This window comes from Ferrimonas kyonanensis DSM 18153, assembly GCF_000425405.1.
Classification (GTDB): domain Bacteria; phylum Pseudomonadota; class Gammaproteobacteria; order Enterobacterales; family Shewanellaceae; genus Ferrimonas; species Ferrimonas kyonanensis.
Genome location: NZ_AUDJ01000014.1, coordinates 154,980 through 178,888 on the forward strand (window position 1 = coordinate 154,980; position 23,909 = coordinate 178,888).

Consider the following 23,909-nt stretch of genomic DNA (forward strand, 5'->3'; position numbering starts at 1 on the left):
TTTATGGTATTAGAGACAAGGGTTTGACAACAACATGAAGCTTCAACAGTTGCGCTATATCGTCGAGGTGCTGAACAACAACCTCAATGTGTCTGCTACCGCAGAGAGTCTGTATACCTCTCAACCGGGGATCAGCAAACAGGTGCGGATGTTGGAGGATGAGTTGGGCATTCAGATCTTTGGCCGCAGCGGCAAGCACCTGACCCATGTGACCCCCGCGGGTCAGCAGGTGATCGATATCGCCTCCGAGGTTTTGGGCAAGGTCGAAAGTATCAAGAAGGTCGCCCGGGAGTACACTCAGCCTGATCGTGGTGATCTGATCCTGGCCACCACTCATACCCAAGCCCGCTATGCGCTGCCCGAGGTGATTCGTGGCTTTATCGAACGTTACCCTCAGGTCAATTTGCACATGCATCAGGGGACCCCGGACCAGATCTGCGAGATGGCGGTACGTGGCGATGCGGATTTTGCCATCGCCACCGAAGGCATGAACATGTTCCATGATCTGCTGATGCTGCCCTGCTATCACTGGAACCGATCCATTGTGTTTCGCAAGGATCATCCGCTGGCATCGAAAAGCACGGTCAGCCTGTCGGATGTGGCCGAGTGCCCGTTGGTGACCTACGTGTTTGGCTTTAACCGCAGTAGCGCTTTGGAGCGAGCATTTCACAGTAATGGTCTGGAGCCCAGGGTGGTGTTCTCCGCCACCAGCGCCGACGTGCTGAAGACCTACGTCCGCCTGGGGTTAGGCGTCGGGGTGATGGCGACCATGGCCATAGATGAAGTGGAAGATCAGGATCTGGTGGTGGTGGATGCCAGTCACTTGTTTGAGCCGAACACGACCAAGATTGGCTTTCGTAAAGGCAGTTTTCTACGCAGCTATATGTATGAATTTATGGAAAGGTTTGCGCCTCACCTGACTCGGGAGCGGGTCGAGCAGGCGCAGTTGCTGCGGGATCAGCAACAGGTGGATGAGATGTTCGCAAACATCGAGTTGCCGATGCGGTAAAACCGAATAAAACTAAAGAACCATTCGAAATTTATCTGGTCTTAATCATCGGCTGGAACCTAAAAAAAGCAGCCATTGGCTGCTTTTTTTGATTCAAGGGGAGGTTAGCCGCGGTAGCGACATCCGGAAGTGCAGGTTTCCTTGATCTCCACCATCGACAGCTGTGGCAGTGTCGGTTTGAGTTCATTCCAGATCCACCGGGCCAGCACTTCGCTGGTGGGGTTCTCCAGGCCGGGGATCTCATTCAGGTAGTAGTGATCCAGGCGATCGTAGATGGGCTTAAAGGCCGCTTTGAGATCGCCGAAGTCCATTATCCAGCCGGTGTGCGCGTCGACCTCTCCACTGATGTAGATGCGCACCAGGAACGAATGACCATGCAGCCGGCCGCACTTGTGTCCTTCAGGAACATTCGGAAGGTGGTGTGCGGCTTCAAAATGAAACTCTTTGTAGATTTCAGTAGACATAATGGACTCCGTAAAAATGCGCCGGAAGTTTGGCACGGCGACGAGAGTGATGCAACAGCGAATTGTTTGCTATCGTAGGCACTCAGGGAGTGACATCTAATAAAGGAAAGATCATGAAAAAATTGCTTTTGGGCACACTGACGATTGTGGTGTTGGCGGGATGTGGACAGCCTGAAGCCAGCTGGGTACATGATACTAAGGACAATCAGGGCTTTATGACAGATCGAGACCGTTGTAACGGTGCTATCGATGACAGTCAGGCCGATTTCAAAGGGCGCTTTGCCGCCTGCATGGAGCGCGCAGGTTGGCGGCTCGAGGCGCATTAACGCCCCCAGGGTGAGGAGCGCAGCATGCCACGACGACCATTGACCGATGAGGAGAAGCGGGTACTGGAGCATAAAGCCACCGAACCCCCATTTTCCGGTCGATTTTTGAACCACGACAGCGGCGGGTGCTACCGCTGTCGTAAGTGCGATGCGCCACTGTATCGCAGTGAATCCAAGTTTGACGCCGGTTGTGGCTGGCCCTCGTTCGAGGTGCCAGTGGAGCAGGCCGTGACCGAGGTGGTGGATGCCGACGGTCGACGAACCGAGATTCTGTGCAGTCAATGCGGTGGGCATTTGGGGCACGTATTCCGGGGAGAGCGTTTGACCCCGGCCAATGAGCGCCATTGTGTCAATTCACTGAGCCTGGCATTCCGGCCGGAGTCGGATTCCACGGTCGCCACCCTGATGCTGGGGGGGGGCTGTTTTTGGTGTATTGAAGCGGTGTTCGAGCGGGTCAGGGGGGTGAGCCGTGTCGTCAGTGGTTACGCCGGTGGCAGCATTGACAGCCCCAGTTATCAGCAGGTGTGCCGAGGTGATACCGGTCATGCCGAGGTGGTTAAGATCAGCTATGACCCGGCTGTGGTGGATCTGGACTCGTTGCTGGAGCTGTTTTTTGCCAGCCACGACCCGACTACGCTGAATCGACAGGGGGCCGACCGAGGCACTCAGTACCGATCCATTGTGATTTGTGAGCAAGAGGAGCAAGCCGAGCGGGTTCGTCGCTATGTGCAGCGACTGGAGGCCAGTGGCGCCTTTGCCCAACCGATCGTCACCGCGGTGGAGTCGGGACACGATTTCTATCCGGCGGAATTGAGCCACCAGCAGTATTATCAGCAGCACCAGAGTCAGCCCTATTGTCAGATGGTGATTAATCCCAAGGTTGCATCGGTATATCAGCGGTTTGCCGACAGGATGAAAGGCGATGAATAGACTAAACTGGTGACAGGCACTGGCCACAGCAACAGAATTGCCAGGGAGGCGATATGCAGGGAATCATCTTTACCGAGTTTCTGGACTTGGTCGATGAGGCGTTTGGTCCCGAGGTGACCGAAGCGCTGTTTGAGCAGGTGGAGTTGCCCAGTGGCGGCGCCTACACCCGGGTAGGCAACTACGATCATGAGGAGATTGTGGCTCTGGTGGTGGCGCTGAGCGACCGGGTCAATAAACCGGTGGCCGAGCTGCTTTATACCTACGGTTATTATTTGTTTCCCCGGCTAATGGAGCTGTACCCGCAGCGGTTGAGTCACTGTGACAACAGTTTCGATTTTCTCTATGCCGTGGAAAATGAGATCCACACCCACGTAAAAAAAATCCACGTCAGTGCAGAGGTGCCCACGTTCGAGTTTCCGAAGCGAGATGAGAACCATATGGAGGTGATCTACAACTCTAAGCGCGGACTGGCGGATGTCGCCCATGGCCTGATTGCCCGCTGCTGCGACCACTTCGAAGAAACCATCGACATTGACCTGACCGATCTGAGCGGCCAGGACAAAACTCGAGTGTGCTTCCGGTTGACCAGGCAGGCCAGTGAATGAGCGACCTTTGGCAAAAACGCTATCAGCGGGAGCGGCGTGCTCGTGAGCAGGCCGAAGCACTGCTGGAAAGCAAAAGCCTCGAGTTGTATGAACTGAATCGGCAACTGGAGGCCACCAACCTGCTGCAAGCCGGAGAGATCAAATGGCGTCAGCGGGCCGACGCCTGTTTGCTTGGGGTTTGCCGGGACCTGCTGTCCTGCAATGTGTCCGCCCCTTTCGATACCATTCGTGACACTCAGGCGCGCCTTGGCGCCCTGCTGTCGGCAGCCTGGATCGGGTTGGAGTGGGGGCGCGGAAGGTCGCTTTGTTGGCCGCTGGTTTATAACGGCCCTTGGCCTAAGCGCCAGAGCGGGCGGCTGGCCAAGGAGGAGCCGCTGCTCAGTGAGCGTGACCACTCTGTTGGTTATCAGGCGGTGGCCACCGGCGTGTCATTGGTGGTGGTGTTCAATGAGGAGGTGGAGTGGCGCGCCCCCCATCAGGACATGCTCAGGGATTTGGCACTGCTGTTCGATGCCTTCTATAACAACTGGTTGGCGTTCACCCAGTTGAAGCTGGCCGAGCAGGAAACCCACCGAATGTCGAATCTGAGGTCGCGGTTTCTGGCAATGGTGACTCACGAGTTGCGAACGCCCATGAATGGGGTACTGGGCTGTGCCGATCTGCTGGCCTCCTCCTCCCTGGATGCAGAGCAGCGGCAGTTATTGAAGGTCCTGACTCAGTCCGGTCACAGCTTGCTGGCCTTGATCAACGATGTGCTGGATTACAACAAGATCGATTCCGACCAATTCTGCCTGAACGACAAACCCACCGATTTGCATCAACTCTGCCGGGACACCCTCGAGGTGGTCCGCCCCATGGCCAGTGACAAGGGGCTGAGTCTATCCTGTGACGTTAGCGGCGACCTTCCCGAGGCGGTGCGCGTCGATCCCAGCCGTTACAAACAGGTGCTGTTAAACCTGCTGGGCAATGCGGTCAACCATACCGAGCAAGGGGGAGTGACCTTGACCCTGGCGAGTCGCCGGATTGGAGAGATGGTTGAGGTGGTCACCGGTGTCGAGGACAGCGGTCCGGGCATCGGCAAGGCGTTTCAGCAGCGGCTGTTTGAGCCTTTTACTCAGGAGAGTGACGCCAGCGGCAAGGGGACCGGACTGGGGTTGTCCATCAGCCAGAAGCTGGTGCGGCGACTTGGCGGTGAACTGCAGGTTGCCAGTGAGTTGGGACAGGGTACTCGCTTTTATTTTGCCTTGGAGTTGACGCCCTGTGTGCGGCCGGAGGTGAGTCAGATCCGGTTAAAGGCCAGCAAAAACGGTCATATCCTGGTGGCGGAAGACACCAAGGCCAATCAGTTGGTGGTGAGGCTGATGCTGGAGAAAGAGGGGTGCCAGGTCACCATCGTCGAGAACGGTCGTCAAGCGCTGGAGCAGGCCAGTGATCACCCCTATGATCTTATCCTGATGGACTGCAGCATGCCGGTGATGGATGGCTACTCGGCCACCGAGGCACTGCGTTCCAAAGGCTGTACCACCCCCATACTGGCGCTGACGGCCACCACCACCGCCGAAGCGCACAAGATGTGCATGGAGGCCGGCATGAATGCGGTGCTGCATAAACCCATACACCGGGCCTCGCTGATGCAGGCCATCGACCAGTGGCTGTGAATCACTTCTCCAGTAAAATCGAAAGTAACCTGCCATTTTATGCGCTTTTTATTCTATTTATTGAGGGCTATTCTCAGGCTTTCCCCTTTTACTGGAGCAGGCGATGGGACGTTTAGTGGATGGAAAGTGGCACGACGTGTGGTACGACACCGAGGCCAATCAGGGCAAATTTGTTCGCAGTGAGTCTCAGCACCGGGACTGGGTTACTGCCGACGGTGCAGCCGGTCCCAGTGGCGAAGGTGGTTTTGTAGCCGAGCCGGGCCGCTACCACCTCTATGTTTCTATGGCGTGTCCCTGGGCCCACCGGACTCTGATTTTTCGAAAACTCAAAGGACTGGAAGCCATCATCAGCGTGTCGGTGGTGCACCCGTTGATGGCCGAAAAGGGCTGGTCGTTCGCCCCTGCCGATGGCGTGGTCGCCGATGACATCAATGGTGCCGAGTTTCTGCACCAGGTTTATACCGCCGATGACCCGCTTTACAGCGGTCGAGTGACGGTTCCAGTGCTGTGGGATAAACGGCTTAAGCGCATCGTCAGCAATGAATCGTCCGAAATCATTCGAATGTTCAACAGCGCCTTCGACGGGGTTGGTGCCCTGCAGGGGGATTACTACCCAGAGCCGCTAAGGGCAGAGATCGACGCGGTTAATGAACTGGTTTACCCCAGTATCAATAATGGCGTCTATCGGGCTGGATTTGCCACCAGCCAGGCAGCCTATGACGAGGCGGTGGAGCAGCTATTTCAGGGATTGGATCTGCTCGAGGTACGACTGGGATCACAACGATATCTGGTTGGTGACCAGCCGACCGAAGCGGATTGGCGCTTGTTCACCACCCTGGTGCGTTTCGATTCTGTCTATGTCGGTCATTTCAAGTGCAACCTTCGTGACCTGCGCGAATACCCAAATCTGTGGGCCTACACCCGTGAATTGTACCAGTGGCCGGGGATTGCAGAGACCGTCAATATGACGCACATTAAGGAGCACTACTACCGTTCTCACGTCATGATTAATCCCACCGGGGTAGTGCCAGCCGGTCCGTGGTTGGATTGGATGCAGCCGCACGGGCGCCAGGATTTGTAAGTCGGAGGGCGCTGAGTCATCTATGCTATGAGGACAACAACGTCAGGGAGAGAATGATGAAAGCGATGGTATCCAGAGGGTTGTTTTTGATGATGGTGCTGCTGTCGGCACCGGTGAGTGCCGGCGAGGATCTGATTGGTATGCTGACCTCTCAGCTCGGGGTCAGTGAGCAGCAGGCCAGTGGTGGCCTGGGAGCATTGCTGGCGACGGCTGAGCCGAACATGAGCGCAGAGGGGATGAACTCCCTGTCGGGGATCATTCCCAATATGGACGGACTGCTGGCCAGCGGTGCTCAGTTGCTGGGCGGAGACGGGGCGTCATCGGGGACCTCCAGCCTGCTGGGTGGTCTGATGGGCGGCAACGCCACCTCGTTGCTGGGGCTCAATGACGCTTTCTCCTCTCTGGGGCTGGACTCGGCCATGGTGGCGCAGTTCAGCCAGGTGCTGCTGGACTATGTGAATAGTGAAGGCGGTCAGGCATTGATGCAGCAGCTTAAAACGGCGCTGTTATAGCCTGAATTGCATCATTTCAGGGCACCGATGACGGTGCCTTTTTTGTGGGGGTTGTGGCCAGCAGAGAGCGCGGCACGGTGTCGACGATGTGGCTAAAGCTATCGGCAATACGGTCGTTAACAGGGAAGGTTGATGTCAAAGTGAGGAAAAGAGGTTATGGCTAAGCAGCCCGAACTCAAACACACCCGATCAATGCTGTTCGTCTGCATGGGCAACATCTGTCGTTCGCCGACGGCCGAGGCGGTGTTTCGCCATCGCTTCGAGGCCGCCGGGCTTAGGATCGAGCTGGACTCGGCGGGTACGCTGGCGTATCACGCCGGCGAGACGCCGGACGCGCGCTCCGCGGCGGCGGGGCGACAACGTGGTTACGATTTTTCTGGTATTCGCGCCCGCCAGGTTCGGGATGAGGACTTTGAACACTATGACCTGATTCTGGCGGCAGATCGCTCCAATATGAGCGATCTGCGCCAGAGGTGTCCGTCCCACTTGACCCACAAGCTGGCGATGATCATCGACGGGGCTGAGGTGCCTGATCCCTACTATGGCGGCAGCGATGGGTTTGAACGGGTGCTGGACTTGCTGGAGGGGGCTGCCGATAACTGGTTGCTACGGCTGCGCTGAATCGTCGTCGATGACCACAAAAAAACCGGCCGTAGGGCCGGTTTTTTTATGGGTTAGACTCAGGCCTGACGTCGTTCCCAGCGGCGCTTGATGGGCACAATGATCATAGTGGCCACGATGGCCCCCAGAATCATACCGATGGCGACGATGGGGCTTTGAAGGGCATTGGGGTTGACTGCCAGAGTGCCACCTAGGCCCAGCATCATCACCCCGGACATCAGCTTCAGGGTTTGCCCCTCTTTCTCCGTCAGCTTGCGTTTGCCCATGGTCATGGCAAACACGGTCACGATGGCTGCCAGGGGGATCACGTACACCACGTTATACAGCACCAAATACAGGTAGCGAGTGCTTTCACTAAGGTCGTGCATGGACAACACACTGGTGTAGATCATCGGGAAGCCGGCGGTGCACAGCAGCTCATAGGCGTTGGCTAATACCGCCAATACCGTGGTGCCGGCAATCATGGCCGCCATACTGGAGGCGCTGGACAGCTTGCCCATGCGTTTAATCAGGCCAGTTCGGTTTTCTGCCGACATCGACAGTGACACCTCACCGCGATTGAGGAAAAACTCCTTCACATTAATGCCGCCGGCGATGATCGCCAGTATTCCGGCGGCGAGAATGATCCAGCCACCGTCAGAGCCGTTGCCCAGCAGCTGGAACAGATTCAGCCAGGCGGTCATAAACAGGAAGTAAATCAGCCCGGAGAAAAATACGAAGATGCCGCCGACGATCAACATTCTGCCTCGGCTCTTGGCGTTCACCATGACGCTGAGCAGGAACAGCAGCACAAAGAAGGCACAGGGATTAAATGCATCTACGCCGGCTAACACCACGGTCAGCATGGGTAGGGACAGCTTTTCCGGATTCACGACACCAACGAAGGGCAGCTCTACCGGTTGCACGGCCGGTACCGCCAGTTCGCTGACCCCGCAGGTGCCCTCGTCGCCTTCGCCGCATTGAGCAGACAGATCCAGGCTGGTGTTCAGGCTGAGGTCGGCATCGGCGCTGGTGCCAGCGATGGCGGGGCTGTCGCTGAGATCCCCCCCCAGGCGTTGATAGCAGCTGCGCAGCTGCGCTTCAAGGAATTGACCGGTTGTCTGCTCACTGGTGTAGCCGACGATGGGGGTGCCACAGACCGCCATAAAGGGCACGGAGTTGGTCTGGCTGCCGGTCAGTTGGGCGATGTGTTGCCAGTGTTGGCGGGTCTCAGGATCCGATACCTTGTGATCTTTCAGCTGTATCCAGGGGTAGTGGGCAAGCAGTTTTTCGGTGATGAAGGGGTGAGCCTCGGCGCAGTGCGGGCAGGTTTCAGACCAAAAGAAATACAGGTTGACCACAGGCTGATCGTCGGCGCCTTTAGAAAACCAATCGGCATCGGCCGCGGTGGCCAGCGGAGAAAGAACGCACAGTAACAGGCCCCAGAGCAGGCCCCTAATCGGATTCATTGAGAATCACTCCTAAGACACAGAAAGTACTGGTTAAGAGTTCAATTTAAGCGGGTTGGTTCAGCGCCGGTAACGGTATTTAACCGAGATGTTATCTAATGCACATTTTTTTCACCTGCTGGCGAACCACTGGTCAGAGTTGTGTAAGAGATGGGCAGAAAAAAACCGGTAACGTTGCCGTTACCGGTTTTTTAATCGACGCGAGCCAGTGACTTATTCTGAGTCTTCAGGTTTGGTCATGGTGGCGTTGGAAGAGAAGCGGTAGCGACTCTTGGCAAAGTCGTTGGGCTTGGCTTCTGCTTCCGCTGGTGCGTCGCTCTGAGGCACTTTCACGGCTTCGAACTCTGGCACTTCCACGGCAGGCGCGGCCGCCTGAGCAAAGGCGGCTTTGGCAAAGCGGCTGGCCCCGGCGGTGGCTTTCGGTGCTGCAGCTTTGGCTTCCAAGACCGGCTTAGGCTCGGCGGCTTTGGCTTCCACAGCTGGCTTAGGCTCGGCGGCTTTGGCTTCCACGGCCGGCTTAGGTGCGGCCGGCTTAGGCTCGGCAGCTTTGGCTTCCACGACCGGCTTAGGTGCGGCCGGCTTAGGCTCGGCAGCTTTGGCTTCCACAGCTGGCTTAGGTGCGGCTGGCTTAGGCTCGGCGGCCTTGGCTTCCACGACCGGCTTAGGTGCGGCCGGCTTAGGCTCGGCAGCCTTGGCTTCCACAGCTGGCTTAGGTGCGGCCGGCTTAGGCTCGGCGGCCTCGGCTTCCACAACCGGCTTAGGTGCGGCCGGCTTAGGCTCGGCGGCCTTGGCTTCCTCGGCTGGCTTAGGTGCGGCCGGCTTAGGCTCGGCGGCCTTGGCTTCCACGACCGGCTTAGGTGCAGCCGGCTTAGGCTCGGCGGCTTTGGCTTCCACGGCTGGCTTAGGTGCAGCCGGCTTAGGCTTGGCCGCTTTGGCTTCTACCGCGGGCTTAGGTTCGGCCGAAACAGGCTCTGAGGCTGGTTTCGGCTCGACAGCCTTGGCAGTCTCTTTGGTGTCGGTGGCCTCAAACATCTCCAGCTGAGTCTCAGCGGCGGCGTCTTCCGGATAGCGGGCGGTCACCGGGTCCTTTTGGGCCTTGGCTTCCAGGTCTGCTGAGTCTTCCAGCTCCTTCGGCTCGTCGTCCCGTTGGCGACGGCGACGTTGGCCAGCGGCGCGCAGATGGCGAGGGCTGCGACGACTGCGGCGGCTGTTATCACGCTCGCCGTTGTCTTCACCGTTGTTGTCCTGGCTTTCCGCCTCGGCGACCTTGGTGTCTTCGACTTTGGCTTTTGCGGCCACGGCCGGGGCTTCGGCTGCTGCTGGTGCCTGAGTTTCCTGAACTACAGGTGCCTCGACAGCGGCGACCTCGGTGTCGACCTCGGTGGTTGCCTTTGGCGCGTCAGGCTTTTTAGCTTCCTTGACGGCGGTCGGCTTACCTTCGCTGTTCAGGCGCACGGAACGGTCCAGTTTGCGACGTTGACGACGCTCCTTGACTACTTCACGTTCACGCTTCTCTTTCTGCGGTGCAGCCTCAGTCTGAGTGTCGGCGATGGCGTCAACCGGGGCGTCGACAGTGTCGCGTTCGCGCAGAGCGGGATCCTGCTCTTTGCGACGCATGCGGCGCTGGCGAACTGGCTTGTCTTCGCGTTGCTCACTGCGCTGTTCAGCGCGCGGCTCATTGCGTTTGTCTTCGTTGCCCTGAGTTTGCTCAGGTTTATTACGACGACGCTCCTGACCCTTATCGGTCTTCAGTTCGTCGTCCCGCTGACGACCGCGCTCATTGCGGTTGCCTCGTTCGCTGCGGTTGCCTCGTTCGTTGCGATCTTTACGTTCGCCCCGTTCTTTACGGTCAGCACGTTCTTTGCGCTCACCGCGCTCACCGCGATCTTTACGGTCACCGCGTTCACCACGCTCGTTGCGGTTACCGCGACGGCGATCATTACGGCGACGGTTGTCGCCGCGCTTACCGTCTTTTTCCTCTTTGGCGTCTTTCGCGCCTTTGCCTTTCGCCTTGGCGGGCTTCGCCTCTTCTTCGGTCGCGAACAGCGACTTCAGGCCGGCGGCAATCTTGGCAAACAGAGATGGCTCGGGTTCGGCCTTCTTCGCCGGTTTGGCTTTCGCCTCAGGCTTGGCTTTTGCCACTTTGGCAGGCTCTGGCTTAGGGGCTGCCATGGTGCGGATAGCCGGACGATCGGCGACCTGCTTCTCCAGCTTGCGCGGCTCGTACAAGACGGCTTCCGGCGCTTCGGCAATTTGGTAGCTGGCTTCGGTGATGGTGTCATCCTTACGGTGACGAACCACTTTGTAGTGTGGGGTCTCCATATGAGGATGAGGAATCACATACACCTCAACCTTGTGGCGCTCCTCGATGATGCGAATCGCTTTACGCTTTTCGTTCAGCAGGAAGGCGGCCACGTCGGTAGGCACCTGAGCTTCAATCTGAGCGGTGTTGTCCTTAATCGCTTCCTCTTCCATCAGGCGCAGAATCGACAACGCCAGGGATTCGGTGCCACGTACCACGCCCTGACCACTGCATCGTGGGCAGATGTTGGCGGAGGACTCACCCAGAGAAGGACGCAGACGCTGACGGGACATCTCCATCAGGCCGAAGCGGGAGATGCGACCGATCTGTACGCGGGCACGGTCCTGACGAACGGCGTCACGCAGACGGGTTTCCACTTCGCGCTGGTGGCGGACTGGACCCATGTCGATGAAATCGATCACCACCAGGCCACCCAGGTCGCGTAAGCGCAACTGGCGAGCAATCTCGTCTGCCGCTTCCAGGTTGGTTTGCAGTGCGGTCTCTTCGATGTCGCCACCCTTGGTTGCCCGGGCGGAGTTGATGTCGATGGCCGTCAGGGCTTCGGTGGGGTCGATAACGATGGAGCCGCCAGAAGGCAGTCGCACTTCACGCTGGAAGGCAGACTCAATCTGGGTCTCGATCTGGTAGTGGGTAAACAGCGGTACTTCGGCTTTGTACAGTTTTACCCGGCTGACGTAGTCGGGACGAACCAGGCCGATGTGTTCAATGGCTTCGTCATAGATGCGCTGATGATCCACCAGAATTTCGCCGATGTCGCGACGCAGGTAGTCACGGATGGCGCGAACGATGACGTTGCTTTCCTGATGAATCAGGAACGGAGACGGACGAGAGCCGGAAACCTCTTTGATCTTGTCCCAGTGGTTCAACAGTACCTTAAGGTCCCATTCCAGCTCTTCGGCAGCTTTGCCGACGCCGGCGGTACGCACAATCAGGCCCATGCCCTGGGGCACGGTCAGTTTGCTCAGCGCTTCTTTCAGGTCGGTACGCTCATCGCCTTCGATGCGACGGGAGATACCGCCGGCACGAGGGTTGTTGGGCATCAGCACCAGGTAGCTGCCGGCCAGACTGATGAAGGTGGTCAGGGCTGCGCCCTTGCTGCCACGCTCCTCTTTATCAATCTGAACGATCACTTCCTGGCCTTCCTTGATCACCTCCTTGATATTGGGGCGACCCTGGAAGGAGTACCCTTCGGGGAAGTACTCACGGGCGATCTCTTTCAGGGGCAGGAAGCCATGGCGCTCGGCACCATAATCGACAAAAGCGGCTTCGAGAGAAGGCTCTACTCGAGTGATTTTGCCTTTGTAAATGTTGGCTTTTTTCTGCTCATGACCTGGGCTTTCGATGTCCAGATCGTAAAGGCGCTGCCCATCTACCAGGGCAACGCGCAACTCTTCGGATTGAGTTGCGTTAATTAGCATTCTTTTCATTTTGGGTGACTCTTAGTCCAATTAAGTTGGTCACCGCTTCAGGTCGAGCGTCGGCTGCACCGGCACCCCAGTATCAATTTTTTGCAGTCTCACGACTGGTTGACTGGGGCCATGCCAATCAACACATTAAGGTTTATAAGGGTTGGCTGCGGGCGCGCCGCAGATGCTCTCTTCAACCCTTGTTCCACTTTTTGTGCAGCTTACAACTGCTACCCAAGCGCAGTGCGCTCAGGCTGAAAATTCTTTCCGGCTACAGTTCCGGACGAATGACCTGAATCGGTTTCCGATTATGCATTCCTATTAATGGGTCGACTGCTAGGGAAGGTAAGTGCCGCTCCGGTGGCAAGAAGTGTTTCATCGCTTTCCGGGGCCTGGCACCGACAAATTTTGTCTGTAAATCACCGATAGCAGGACCAAATCATTGCCGACGGTTTAAAATTCACAGTTCAAACCCGTCCACAACGAAAAGAATATAGCAATTTCACCACAATGCGGCAATCGTCAATCGCGATATTATCGATAGAAAGTGGAATCGTAGTACAATGGCGCCCATGACTGATTCAAAGACTCCAAAAACACCCAAAGTGCAGTGGGTGACCGTCGAGCCGGACTATGAAGGCCAGCGGATTGATAATTTTTTGCGCACTTTCCTTAAAGGCGTTCCTAAAAGCCTTATTTATCGACTACTTCGAAAAGGCGAGATTCGAGTCAACAAAAAGCGAATTAAGCCGGAATACAAACTTATTGGCGGCGATGAGATTCGCATTGCGCCGATTCGAGTGTCCGAAAAGAGCAATGAGGACACGGCCCCGTCGGCGAAACTGCGTAAAGTGGCCGAGTTGGAGCAGCACATTGTCTATGAAGATAAGTTGATCCTGGTGATCAACAAGCCTTCCGGCATCGCCGTTCATGGCGGCAGTGGGGTGAATTTCGGGGTCATCGAAGCGCTGCGAGCACTGCGGCCGGAAGAGAAAAACCTGGAGTTGGTGCACCGACTGGATCGGGCCACCTCAGGGCTGCTGATGCTGGCCAAGCGGCGCTCGGCCCTCAAGCACATGCAGAACCAGCTGCGCAGCAAGACCATGAAGAAGCAGTACCTGGCGCTGGTGAAAGGCAAGTGGCAGGACCGCGATAAGGTGGTCAACGAGCCATTGTTGAAAAATACCCTCAAATCCGGAGAACGGCTGGTGCGGGTCGACGGTGAGGGCAAACCCTCTGAAACCCGTTTCCGGGTCGTAGAGCGTTTTGGCAGTGAGGCCACCCTGGTGGAAGCCAGTCCCATTACCGGTCGTACCCATCAGATTCGGGTCCATGCCCAGTGCAAGGGCCATCCCATTGCCTGTGACGACCGTTACGGCGATGACGGGTTTGATCGCAACATGAAAGAGCGAGGGCTGGATCGGCTGTTCCTGCACGCTCATAAGCTGCGCTTTATTCATCCGGGCGAGGAAACGACCATCGAGCTGGAAGCGCCGATGGAGCCGCGACTCAAGCGGGCGCTGAAAGCACTGAACAGTAAATAGAGGAAGAGACCGCTTTGACCCCTTGCCAGATGGTGATTTTTGATTGGGACGGCACCCTGATGGACTCGGTGGACCGTATCGTCGACAGTTGGCAACGTGCCGCCACCGAGCTGGCGTTGCGGGTGCCCGATGGCGAAGAGATTCGTTCCATTATCGGTTTGTCCATTGATGCCGCCATTGAGGCACTGACACCGGAGCTTGATTCGCAGCAGAATCAGGCATTTCAACATCAGTATCGCCAGTGGTATCTGCAACGTAGCCAGGTGGAGACACCGCTGTTTGATGGGGCAGAGGAGCTGTTGCATACCCTCAAGCGGCGAGGGTATCAGTTGGCGGTAGCCACCGGCAAAGGCCGGCCGGGATTGGAGCGGGTGCTGGCCCAGTCCGGTCTCGGGGCGTTGTTTGATGCCAGTCGCACCCCCACCGAAGCGGCGTCTAAACCGAATCCGGAGATGATTCTGCAGCTGTGCCAGCAACTGCGCTGCGATCCTGCGGCGGCGGTGATGGTGGGAGATGCGTTGTTTGATCTGGAGATGGCCAATCGAGCCGGGGCGGTTGGGGTTGGCGTTTCTTACGGGGCGTCGTCGGTGGCCAAGTTGCAGCAGGCGGCTCCCAGGGCCATCATTCATCACCCCATGGAATTGATGGATGTGCTGCCCTGAACAGCAGAAATGGCACCAAACGCTGGAGAAAAACCGATAGAGGCAATCGATTTTTCTAGAGTAAATGCCCCAGAGTCACGGCCAATAAAAAACCCGGAATCGAGATTCCGGGTTTTTTTTGCTGCCAAGGACGGGTTAGCGGTCGCTGACTTCGCGGTAATCGCGCATCGGCGCACCGGTATAAAGCTGGCGAGGCCGGCCGATTTTGTGGCCGGGCTGACTCAGCATCTCCTGCCAATGGGCAATCCAGCCCACGGTGCGGGACAAGGCGAAAATCACCGTAAACATGGAGGTCGGAATGCCGATGGCCTTCATGATGATGCCGGAGTAGAAGTCGACATTGGGGTACAGCTTCTTCTCGACAAAGTACGGGTCTTCCAGAGCGATGCGCTCCAGCTCCATGGCCACGTCCAGCAATGGATCCTGAATGTTCAGCTCTTTCAGAACTTCGTGGCAGGTTTCCCGCATCACGGTGGCCCGAGGGTCGAAGTTCTTGTACACCCGATGACCAAAGCCCATCAGGCGGAACGGGTCGTTCTTATCTTTGGCCTTGTCGATGAATTCGGGAATGCGATCGACGCTGCCGATTTCGGCCAGCATCTCCAGACAGGCTTCGTTGGCGCCGCCGTGAGCCGGGCCCCACAGCGAGGCAACCCCGGCTGAGATGCAGGCGAACGGGTTAGCGCCGGAGGAGCCTGCCAGACGTACGGTGGAGGTGGAGGCGTTCTGCTCGTGATCCGCATGCAGAATAAAGATGCGGTCCATGGCACGTTCGATGACCGGGTTAACGTGGTACTCCTCGCAAGGCACAGAGAACATCATGTGCAGGAAGTTACCGGCGAAGGACAGATCATTGCGCGGGTAAACGAATGGCTGACCCAGGTTGTATTTGTAGGCCATCGCCGCCAGAGTTGGCATTTTGGAGATCAGGCGGTAGGCACAGATCTCGCGATGGGTGGGGTTATTCACGTCCAGTGAATCATGATAGAACGCGGACAGGGCACCCACTACGCCACACAGAATCGCCATTGGGTGGGCGTCGCGACGGAACCCCTTAAAGAAGGTAGAGATCTGTTCGTGAACCATGGTGTGGTTACGCACAGTGCTGGAAAACTTTTTCAGTTGCGCGGCATTTGGCAGTTCGCCGTACAGCAACAGATAGCATACTTCGACATAACTGGAGCGGGTTGCCAATTGATCGATGGGGTAGCCGCGGTGCAGCAGTACGCCTTTCGCGCCGTCGATAAACGTGATCTCAGACTCGCAAGAGGCGGTCGCCATAAAGCCAGGGTCAAAGGTAAAGAATCCTTGCTTTCCCAAGCTGCTAATGTCGATCACATCGTGGCCAGCTGTGCCCGATTTAATCGGCAAATCGAAGGCTTCCTGACCCGGAACCTGCAGTGTGGCTTTAGATTCAGCCATACTTTGTTCTCCTTACTACATTATTGTTATCTATCCATAACGTTGCCCCCATTTTACGAGACACGAATCACAAAAAGCAATTGTCTGGTCGGAGCTTTAGTCGAAAAAGCACGACTTTTATTCATTTCGGGCTAACACCCACAATACAAATACTTGTGTGTGTAAAATCCCATAAATCGGCAAAATGTGATGTTTGTAATCAAAATCAGCGATATGTATACTGGGCCCGGGCCGCTGAAAAGAGGCAGTAGAGCGGTGAGGTCATGCGGGTTTTTCCGGCAAACACTCGGCTAAAATATTGCCTATTTTCTGTTCCAAAAGCCTACCTTGGAGTTGGGAATGAATCCCATACTCGGTGGATATAACAAAAAATGCTCAATGGAGCTGAGTGAGCAGCTGTGAATAAGCAAAGACCTGTGTATTTGGATTTGAGTCAAATCCAGTTTCCGGCCACGGCGATAGCATCAATCCTGCATCGCGTCAGTGGTGTAATTACCTTCGTTGCCCTTGCCATTCTGTTGTGGCTTCTGTCGACCTCATTGAGCGGCGCTCAGGGGTTCGCCGAAGTCCAGTCCTACTTCCAGATGTTGCCCGTTAAAGTGATCCTGTGGGGCATTTTGACGGCGTTGGCATACCACGTCATTGGTGGCATTCGTCATCTGTTCCAGGACCTGGGACATTTTGAAGAGATGGGATCAGGCAATGCCTCGGCGAAAGCCAGCTTTGCTCTTACCCTGGTCGTCGCTGTTTTGGCAGGAGCCTGGTTATGGTAAAGAACGCCGCAACGTTCGGACGCAGTGGCGTTCAGGACTTCGTATTGATCCGCGCCAGCGCCCTGGTAATGCTGGCCTACCTCCTTTTTCTCGTGGGATATCTGGTGACCACCCCGGAACTGACTTTTGCCGCCTGGCAGGGGCTGTTCGCTTCGGTGGCGATGAAAGTGTTCACCCTTTTGGCGTTATTCAGCGTACTAATCCATGGCTGGATTGGCATGTGGCAGGTAGTCACTGACTACATCAAGCCCGCCAAATTGAGAGCCTTTCTGCTGTTCGTTATCAACGTAGTGCTGTTGGCGTATCTGGCTACCGGCGTTGTTGTACTGTGGGGTGTGTAAGTGAGTATTCCAGTTCGCGAGTTTGATGCAATTGTCATTGGTGCCGGCGGCGCAGGTATGCGTGCCGCACTGCAGATTTCCCAGGAAGGCAAGTCTTGTGCCTTGCTGTCTAAAGTCTTTCCAACCCGGTCGCACACGGTATCGGCACAGGGTGGCATTACGGTTGCCCTGGGCAACGCCCATGAAGACAACTGGGAATGGCACATGTACGACACCGTTAAAGGTTCCGATTACATCGGCGACCAGGACGCCATCGAATACATGTGCAAAACCGGCCCGGAAGCCATCACCGAGATGGAAAACATGGGCCTGCCGTTCAGCCGCTTCGACAACGGTCGCGTCTATCAGCGCCCGTTCGGCGGCCAGTCTAAGAACTTCGGTGGTGAGCAGGCAGCCAGAACCGCCGCCGCCGCAGACCGTACCGGCCATGCCCTGCTGCACTGTTTGTATCAGCAGAACGTTAAGAACAAAACCGAGGTGTACTCAGAGTGGTATGCCCTGGATCTGGTCAAGAACGAAGACGGTGCCGTCGTAGGCTGCACCGCCATCGAGATCGAAACCGGCGACATTGTCTATTTCAAAGCCAAGGCCACGGTGCTGGCCACCGGCGGCGCCGGCCGCATCTATGCGTCCACCACCAATGCCCACATCAACACCGGTGACGGCGTTGGCATGGCCCTGCGTGCCGGTGTGCCGGTGCAGGACATGGAGATGTGGCAGTTCCACCCTACCGGCATCGCCGGTGCCGGGGTGCTGGTGACCGAAGGGTGTCGGGGCGAAGGCGGCTACCTGCTGAACAAAGACGGTGAGCGCTTCATGGAGCGTTATGCGCCCAACGCCAAAGACCTGGCGGGTCGCGACGTGGTGGCTCGTTCCATCATGACCGAAATTCGAGAAGGTCGTGGCTGCGATGGCCCGTGGGGACCACACGCCAAGCTGAAGCTGGATCACCTCGGCGAGGAGGTACTGGAGTCTCGCCTGCCAGGCATTTGTGAACTGTCCCGTACCTTTGCCCACGTCGATCCGGTCAAGGAACCGATTCCGGTAATTCCAACCTGCCATTACATGATGGGTGGTGTGCCGACCAATGTGAACGGCCAGGTGATCGGCATCAACGAAGAGCCGGTGCAAGGGTTGCTGGCGGTGGGTGAAATCGCCTGTGTATCGGTGCATGGCGCCAACCGTCTTGGCGGCAACTCGCTGTTGGACTTGGTGGTGTTTGGCCGGGCAGCCGGTAAGCACCTGGGGGAGACCCTGTCTGCCCAGCAGGTTCATAAAGAAGCCACCGAAGCGGACATCGAGGCCTCTCTGGCTCGCTTGAATCGCTGGGAAGGCAACGAGCATGGCGAAGACCCGACTCAGATTCGCAAAGATCTGCAGCAGTGCATGCAGCTGAACTTCTCGGTGTTCCGCCAGGGTGACTCCATGGCCGAAGGCCTCAAGGAGCTGAAAGCCATCAAGGCCCGCCTGGACAACGCCAAGCTCGATGATCGCTCCAAGGCGTTCAACACCAACCGCATCGAGTGCCTGGAGCTGGACAACCTGATGGAGACGGCGCTGGCAACCGCCGAGGCGGCCAATTTCCGTACCGAGAGCCGCGGTGCTCATTCCCGTGAAGACTATCTGGAGCGGGACGATGCCAACTGGCTGTGCCACAGCATCTACAACCCGGTCAACGGCGAGATGTCCAAGCGTGATGTCAACATGACTCCCAAACTGCGGGACGCCTTCCCGCCGAAAAAGCGTACCTATTAAGGAGGGGCAGAGAATGAACTTTGAAGTTTCTGTCTACCGTTACAACCCGGAGACCGACGCCAAGCCGCGGATGCAGGACTACACCATGAACCTGCCCGAAGGCTCGGATGTGATGGTGCTGGATATTCTGCTGATGCTCAAAGAGCAGGATCCGGCGCTGGCATTCCGGCGCTCCTGCCGAGAAGGCGTCTGTGGCTCGGACGGTCTCAACATGAACGGCAAGAACGGCCTGGCCTGCATCACGCCAATTTCTGCCTTTAAAGGCAAGAAATTGACCATTCGTCCGCTGCCCGGCATGCCGGTGGTGCGGGATCTGGTGGTGGACCTGAGTCAGTTCTACAAGCAGTACGAGAAAGTGAAGCCGTATCTCATCAACGAGCAGGGTGCGGCAGGCAGTGAAAACCTGCAGTCGCCGGAGGAGCGGGCCAAGCTTGATGGCCTGTACGAGTGCATTCTGTGCGCCTGTTGCTCCACCTCCTGTCCGTCGTTCTGGTGGAACCCGGATAAGTTTGTCGGTCCGGCCGGTCTGCTGCATGCCTACCGCTTCCTGGTAGACAGTCGCGATACTGCTACCGAAGAGCGGCTGGGTGATCTGGATGATGCGTTCAGTGTGTTCCGTTGTCATGGCATTATGAACTGCGTGAACGTGTGCCCTAAGGGATTGAATCCCACCAAGGCCATCGGTCACATCAAGTCCATGCTGCTGCAACGGGCCGTGTAGCGATATGCAACGAGTTGGTTATCGTTGTATTTGAATTTAAGGTCACCTCTTCGGCTGCGAAGAGTGTGACCTTTTTGTATAGTGCCCCTGACACCGCCCGCCATAATTACGACTAAAGGGCAGTGGAAAACACAACAATAATGCCGTAGAAAGGCAACAGGTATAGCCAGGCTTGGTTTTATAAAGGAATACAGATGCAACAAGGCTCACTGCAGGATTGGCTGGATAGCTCCCATCTAGCCGGTGCCAACGCAAGTTATATCGAAGAGCTGTATGAAGCCTATCTGGATGATCCGGATGGCATCAGCGTACAGTGGCGAGACATCTTCGACCACCTGCCTAAAAATGGAACGGCCCAGGAAGCGAATCATCGTCGCATTCAGGACTACTTCCGTCAGGTGGCCATGGAGCAAACCAGTTCAGTGAAAACCGCGGTCGATCCTGAGATCACCGCCAAGCAGGTAAAAGTCCTGCAGCTGATCAACGCCTACCGGTTCCGGGGCCACCAGGCCGCCAACCTTGACCCGCTTGGGTTGTGGAAACGGGAACCGGTCGTGGAATTGACCCCAGAGTTTCACGGCCTCACCGACAATGACATGGAGCGGGAATTCAACATCGGCTCGTTCGTGTCCAGCAGCGATACCCTAAAGCTGGCTGACCTGTTGTCGACACTGAAATCCACCTACTGCGGCTCCATTGGTGCCGAGTACATGCACATTACCGACACCGACGAGAAGCGCTGGATTCAGCAGCGCCTGGAACCGGTGGCGGGCAAAGCCAGCTTTGACGCTGAGCATAAGAAGCGGATTCTGTCCGGTCTGAATGCCGCCGAAGGGATGGAAAAATACCTGGGTGCCAAGTTCCCCGGTGCCAAGCGTTTCTCGTTGGAAGGCGGCGATGCCCTGATTCCGATGATGCGCGAACTGATCTATCGCGCCGGCGACCACGGCACCAAAGAGGTGGTGGTGGGCATGGCGCACCGGGGCCGCCTCAACGTGCTGGTCAATGTGCTGGGCAAAAAGCCCGCCGATCTGTTTGACGAGTTTGCCGGTAAGCACGATGAAACCCTGGGCAGTGGTGACGTTAAATACCACCAGGGCTTCTCTTCCGACTTTGCGACTCCGTCGGGCAACGTCCACCTGGCGCTGGCGTTTAACCCGTCGCACCTGGAGATCGTGAATCCGGTGGTGATGGGGTCGGTGCGGGCCCGCATGGATCGCCTCGGTTGTGAAAACGGCCAGAAGGTGATGCCGGTAACCATCCACGGCGACTCTGCCATTGCCGGTCAGGGGGTGGTGCAGGAAACCTTCAACATGTCCAAGACCCGTGGCTTTAGTGTTGGCGGCAGCGTGCGGGTGGTGGTCAACAACCAGGTCGGGTTTACCACTTCCAACCAGGAAGATACCCGCTCCACCGAATACTGCACCGACATCGCCAAGATGGTCCAGGCACCGATTTTCCACGTCAATGCCGACGATCCGGAAGCGGTGGCTTTTGTGGCGCAACTGGCGGTGGATTACCGTTATGAATTTGGCCGCGATGTGGTGATTGATTTGATCTGTTACCGCCGCCATGGTCACAACGAAGCGGACGAGCCCAACGCCACTCAACCGCTGATGTACCAAAAGATTAAGAAGCACCCGACACCACGTAAGATCTACGCCGATCGTCTGGTGGAGCAAAGCGTGATGGTTGATTCCGAGGTCACCGAGATGGTGAACGGTTACCGGGATCTGCTGGACCAGGGCGAGTGTGTGGTGCCGGAATGGCGCACCATGACCCAGCACTCTGTGGATTGGACCCCGTACCTGGGCCATGACTGGGATTGTGACTATCAGTCCAAAGTTCCTACGGCCAAGCTGCAGCAGTTGGGCGAAGCGATCTGCGACATTCCCGCCAGCCACAAACTGCAGTCCCGGGTTGCCAAGATCTACAAAGATCGGGAACTGATGGCTGCCGGCGAGAAACCGCTGGACTGGGGCATGGCCGAAACCTTGGCTTACGCCACGCTGCTGGATAACGGCACCCGCATCCGCATTACCGGTCAGGACTCCGGCCGGGGCACCTTCTTCCATCGCCACGCCGTGCTGCACAACCAGAACGACGCGACGGCCTATATGCCACTGCGCCACCTGAGTGACACGCAGGCACCGATCGAGATCTACGACTCGGTGTTGTCGGAAGAAGCGGTGTTGGCGTTTGAATACGGTTACACCACCGCCGAGCCCGCGACCCTGACGCTGTGGGAAGCCCAGTTTGGTGACTTTGCCAACGGTGCCCAGGTGGTGATTGACCAGTTCCTCAGCTCAGGTGAGCAGAAGTGGGGCCGTTTGTGTGGCCTGACCATGCTGTTGCCCCATGGCTACGAAGGCCAGGGACCGGAGCACTCTTCAGCACGCCTGGAGCGCTTCCTGCAACTGTGCGCCGACCACAACATGCAGGTGTGTGTACCGTCCACGCCGGCTCAGGTGTATCACATGATTCGCCGTCAGGAGGTGCGCCCGATGCGGCGGCCGTTGGTGGTGATGTCGCCGAAATCCCTGCTTCGTCACCCGCTGGCGGTAAGCAGCCTGGAGGAGTTGGCCAATGGCACCTTCCAGAACGTGATTGGTGAGATGGATGAGCTGGAACCGAGTCAGGTGAACCGGGTGGTGTTCTGCTCCGGTAAGGTCTACTACGACCTGCTGGACAAGCGTCGCCGTAACGAAATCACCGACGTTGCCCTGATTCGGGTCGAGCAGTTGTACCCCTTCCCCCATGACGAGATGGCTAAGATTCTCGACCAGTACCAGCACGTGACCGACTTTGTCTGGTGTCAGGAAGAGCCGCAAAACCAAGGGGCCTGGTACTCCAGTCAGCACCATTTCTGGCAGGCGATCCCTTCCGGGGCCAACCTGACCTACGCCGGCCGCGAGGCCTCGGCAGCTCCGGCGGTGGGGTATCCTTCCGTTCATAACAAACAACAACAGGCGCTGGTGAATGCCGCCCTGAATATTAAAGAATAATTGCACAAGGAAAGGTTCAGATGAGCATCGAAATTAAGGTTCCCGTACTGCCAGAGTCAGTCGCCGATGCCTCCATCGCCACATGGCACGTTCAGCCAGGCGACAGCGTTAGCCGCGATCAGGTACTGGTCGACATTGAAACCGACAAAGTGGTGTTGGAAGTTCCGGCACCGGAAGACGGCGTCATCAGCGAAATTAAGCATGAAGAGGGCGATACCGTGCTCGGCGAGCAAGTCATTGCCCTGTTCAAGGCCGGTGCCGCTCCGGGTGCCGAGGTCAGCAAGCAGGAAGCCGAGGCCAAGGCCGATGCCCCTGCCGACGTGGCTGCAGAAGCCGGCGAGGGCAACGACGCCCTGAGTCCTTCGGTTCGTCGATTGATTGCCGAGCACAACCTGGACGCGGCGGCCATCACCGGCACCGGTGTCGGTGGCCGCATCAGCAAGGAAGACGTGGAAGCCTTCCTGAAGAGCAAGCCCGCGGCGGCGCCAGTGGTCCAGGCCGAAGCACCGGCGGTCGAGCTGTCGGGTCGCACCGACAAGCGGGTGCCGATGACCCGTCTGCGAAAGCGCATCGCCGAGCGACTGCTGGAGGCGAAGAACTCCACCGCCATGCTGACCACCTTCAATGAGGTCAACATGCAGCCGATCATGGTGCTGCGCAAGCAGTATCAGGACATCTTTGAAAAACGCCACGGCATTCGTCTGGGCTTTATGTCTTTCTACGTCAAAGCCGTGGTCGAGGCGCTGAAGCGTTATCCTCAGGTCAACGCGTCGCTGGATGGCGATGACATGGTGTATCACAACTACTTCGACATCAGCATCGCCGTGTCCACCCCCCGAGGCTTGGTGACGCCGGTACTGCGCGATGCCGACAAGCTGTCGGTGGCGGAGATCGAGAAGGGGATTAAAGAGCTGGCGATCAAAGGTCGAGACGGCAAGCTGACCGTGGAAGAGCTGACCGGCGGTAATTTCACCATTACCAACGGCGGCGTGTTCGGCAGCCTGATGTCCACCCCAATCATCAACCCACCTCAAAGTGCGATCCTGGGCATGCATGCCATCAAGGATCGGCCGATGGCGGTGGACGGTAAGGTCGAAATTCTGCCGATGATGTACCTGGCCCTGTCCTATGATCACCGGGTGATCGACGGCAAGGAGTCGGTCGGCTTCCTGGTTACCATTAAAGAGTTGTTGGAAGATCCTACGCGTCTGCTGTTGGACATCTAACCAAAAAAAGCGGTCGCCCTCGACACAGGGGCGACCACCCCATGCCCGGTCGGAGTTTAGGCCGGAATAACAAGACG

At 57.2% G+C, this 23,909-nt stretch carries 20 protein-coding genes; 16 read left to right on the forward strand and 4 right to left on the reverse strand.

Annotated elements, in window-relative coordinates; genetic code table 11:
* Window positions 1-34 precede the first annotated feature (34 nt).
* Window positions 35-1,009, forward strand: a complete 975-nt coding sequence (gene cysB / locus H598_RS0106485) for an HTH-type transcriptional regulator CysB (protein ID WP_028112292.1) — start codon at window positions 35-37, stop codon at window positions 1,007-1,009.
* A 104-nt stretch (window positions 1,010-1,113) separates the two neighbouring features.
* Here cysB and queD read toward each other — a convergent pair whose 3' ends face one another.
* Window positions 1,114-1,473, reverse strand: coding sequence for a 6-carboxytetrahydropterin synthase QueD (queD, locus tag H598_RS0106490; protein ID WP_028112293.1), 360 nt, complete (start codon window positions 1,471-1,473; stop codon window positions 1,114-1,116).
* Window positions 1,474-1,586: 113 nt separating this feature from the next.
* Between queD and H598_RS0106495 the strand changes: the two genes are divergently transcribed.
* The 7 genes from H598_RS0106495 (at window position 1,587) to H598_RS0106525 (ending at window position 7,206) form a co-directional block, all read left to right on the forward strand.
* Window positions 1,587-1,799: a hypothetical protein gene (locus H598_RS0106495; RefSeq protein WP_028112294.1), complete on the forward strand. Its 213-nt coding sequence runs from the start codon at window positions 1,587-1,589 to the stop codon at window positions 1,797-1,799.
* 24 nt (window positions 1,800-1,823) lie between these two features.
* Window positions 1,824-2,729: a bifunctional methionine sulfoxide reductase B/A protein gene (locus H598_RS0106500; RefSeq protein ID WP_028112295.1), complete on the forward strand. Its 906-nt coding sequence runs from the start codon at window positions 1,824-1,826 to the stop codon at window positions 2,727-2,729.
* A 53-nt stretch (window positions 2,730-2,782) separates the two neighbouring features.
* Window positions 2,783-3,334 (forward strand): heme NO-binding domain-containing protein, encoded by a 552-nt coding sequence (locus H598_RS0106505; protein WP_028112296.1) that lies wholly within the window; start codon window positions 2,783-2,785, stop codon window positions 3,332-3,334.
* The gene (locus H598_RS25470) at window positions 3,331-4,992 is read left to right on the forward strand and encodes a response regulator (protein WP_051252501.1); all 1,662 of its coding nucleotides are present in this window, start codon (window positions 3,331-3,333) and stop codon (window positions 4,990-4,992) included. The genes H598_RS0106505 and H598_RS25470 overlap by 4 nt, the downstream gene beginning before the upstream one ends.
* A gap of 103 nt (window positions 4,993-5,095) precedes the next feature.
* On the forward strand, window positions 5,096-6,073 hold the full coding sequence (locus tag H598_RS0106515) for a glutathione S-transferase family protein (protein ID WP_028112297.1): 978 nt from the start codon (window positions 5,096-5,098) through the stop codon (window positions 6,071-6,073).
* 53 nt (window positions 6,074-6,126) lie between these two features.
* The gene (locus H598_RS23540) at window positions 6,127-6,585 is read left to right on the forward strand and encodes a DUF2780 domain-containing protein (protein ID WP_084144356.1); all 459 of its coding nucleotides are present in this window, start codon (window positions 6,127-6,129) and stop codon (window positions 6,583-6,585) included.
* 156 nt (window positions 6,586-6,741) lie between these two features.
* A complete protein-coding gene (locus H598_RS0106525) occupies window positions 6,742-7,206 on the forward strand; it encodes a low molecular weight protein-tyrosine-phosphatase (RefSeq protein ID WP_028112298.1) in 465 nt (154 codons plus the stop codon).
* A gap of 59 nt (window positions 7,207-7,265) precedes the next feature.
* Here H598_RS0106525 and H598_RS0106530 read toward each other — a convergent pair whose 3' ends face one another.
* Complete coding sequence (locus tag H598_RS0106530; RefSeq protein WP_028112299.1) at window positions 7,266-8,654, reverse strand: cytochrome c biosynthesis protein; 1,389 nt, start codon at window positions 8,652-8,654, stop codon at window positions 7,266-7,268.
* Between the two features lie 213 nt (window positions 8,655-8,867).
* Entirely contained in the window at window positions 8,868-12,404 is a 3,537-nt protein-coding gene (gene rne / locus H598_RS0106535) for a ribonuclease E (protein ID WP_028112300.1), read from the reverse strand.
* A 551-nt stretch (window positions 12,405-12,955) separates the two neighbouring features.
* Between rne and rluC the strand changes: the two genes are divergently transcribed.
* Entirely contained in the window at window positions 12,956-13,927 is a 972-nt protein-coding gene (gene rluC / locus H598_RS0106540; RefSeq protein ID WP_028112301.1) for a 23S rRNA pseudouridine(955/2504/2580) synthase RluC, read from the forward strand.
* A gap of 29 nt (window positions 13,928-13,956) precedes the next feature.
* Window positions 13,957-14,589 carry an HAD family hydrolase gene (locus H598_RS0106545; protein ID WP_035415555.1) on the forward strand — a complete coding sequence of 211 codons (633 nt, stop codon included), beginning with the start codon at window positions 13,957-13,959 and terminating at the stop codon, window positions 14,587-14,589.
* 135 nt (window positions 14,590-14,724) lie between these two features.
* Here H598_RS0106545 and H598_RS0106550 read toward each other — a convergent pair whose 3' ends face one another.
* A complete protein-coding gene (locus H598_RS0106550) occupies window positions 14,725-16,011 on the reverse strand; it encodes a citrate synthase (RefSeq protein WP_028112303.1) in 1,287 nt (428 codons plus the stop codon).
* Between the two features lie 398 nt (window positions 16,012-16,409).
* Between H598_RS0106550 and sdhC the strand changes: the two genes are divergently transcribed.
* The 6 genes from sdhC (at window position 16,410) to odhB (ending at window position 23,832) form a co-directional block, all read left to right on the forward strand.
* Window positions 16,410-16,784, forward strand: coding sequence for a succinate dehydrogenase, cytochrome b556 subunit (sdhC, locus tag H598_RS0106555; protein WP_028112304.1), 375 nt, complete (start codon window positions 16,410-16,412; stop codon window positions 16,782-16,784).
* Window positions 16,778-17,125, forward strand: coding sequence for a succinate dehydrogenase, hydrophobic membrane anchor protein (gene sdhD / locus H598_RS0106560; RefSeq protein ID WP_028112305.1), 348 nt, complete (start codon window positions 16,778-16,780; stop codon window positions 17,123-17,125). Before sdhC ends, sdhD begins: the two co-directional genes overlap by 7 nt.
* Window positions 17,126-18,880: a succinate dehydrogenase flavoprotein subunit gene (sdhA, locus tag H598_RS0106565; RefSeq protein ID WP_028112306.1), complete on the forward strand. Its 1,755-nt coding sequence runs from the start codon at window positions 17,126-17,128 to the stop codon at window positions 18,878-18,880.
* Window positions 18,881-18,893: 13 nt separating this feature from the next.
* Window positions 18,894-19,601 (forward strand): succinate dehydrogenase iron-sulfur subunit, encoded by a 708-nt coding sequence (locus H598_RS0106570; protein WP_028112307.1) that lies wholly within the window; start codon window positions 18,894-18,896, stop codon window positions 19,599-19,601.
* A gap of 194 nt (window positions 19,602-19,795) precedes the next feature.
* Window positions 19,796-22,606 carry a 2-oxoglutarate dehydrogenase E1 component gene (gene sucA, locus H598_RS0106575; protein ID WP_028112308.1) on the forward strand — a complete coding sequence of 937 codons (2,811 nt, stop codon included), beginning with the start codon at window positions 19,796-19,798 and terminating at the stop codon, window positions 22,604-22,606.
* Window positions 22,607-22,626: 20 nt separating this feature from the next.
* A complete protein-coding gene (odhB, locus tag H598_RS0106580; RefSeq protein WP_028112309.1) occupies window positions 22,627-23,832 on the forward strand; it encodes a 2-oxoglutarate dehydrogenase complex dihydrolipoyllysine-residue succinyltransferase in 1,206 nt (401 codons plus the stop codon).
* The last annotated feature ends 77 nt before the right edge of the window (window positions 23,833-23,909 follow it).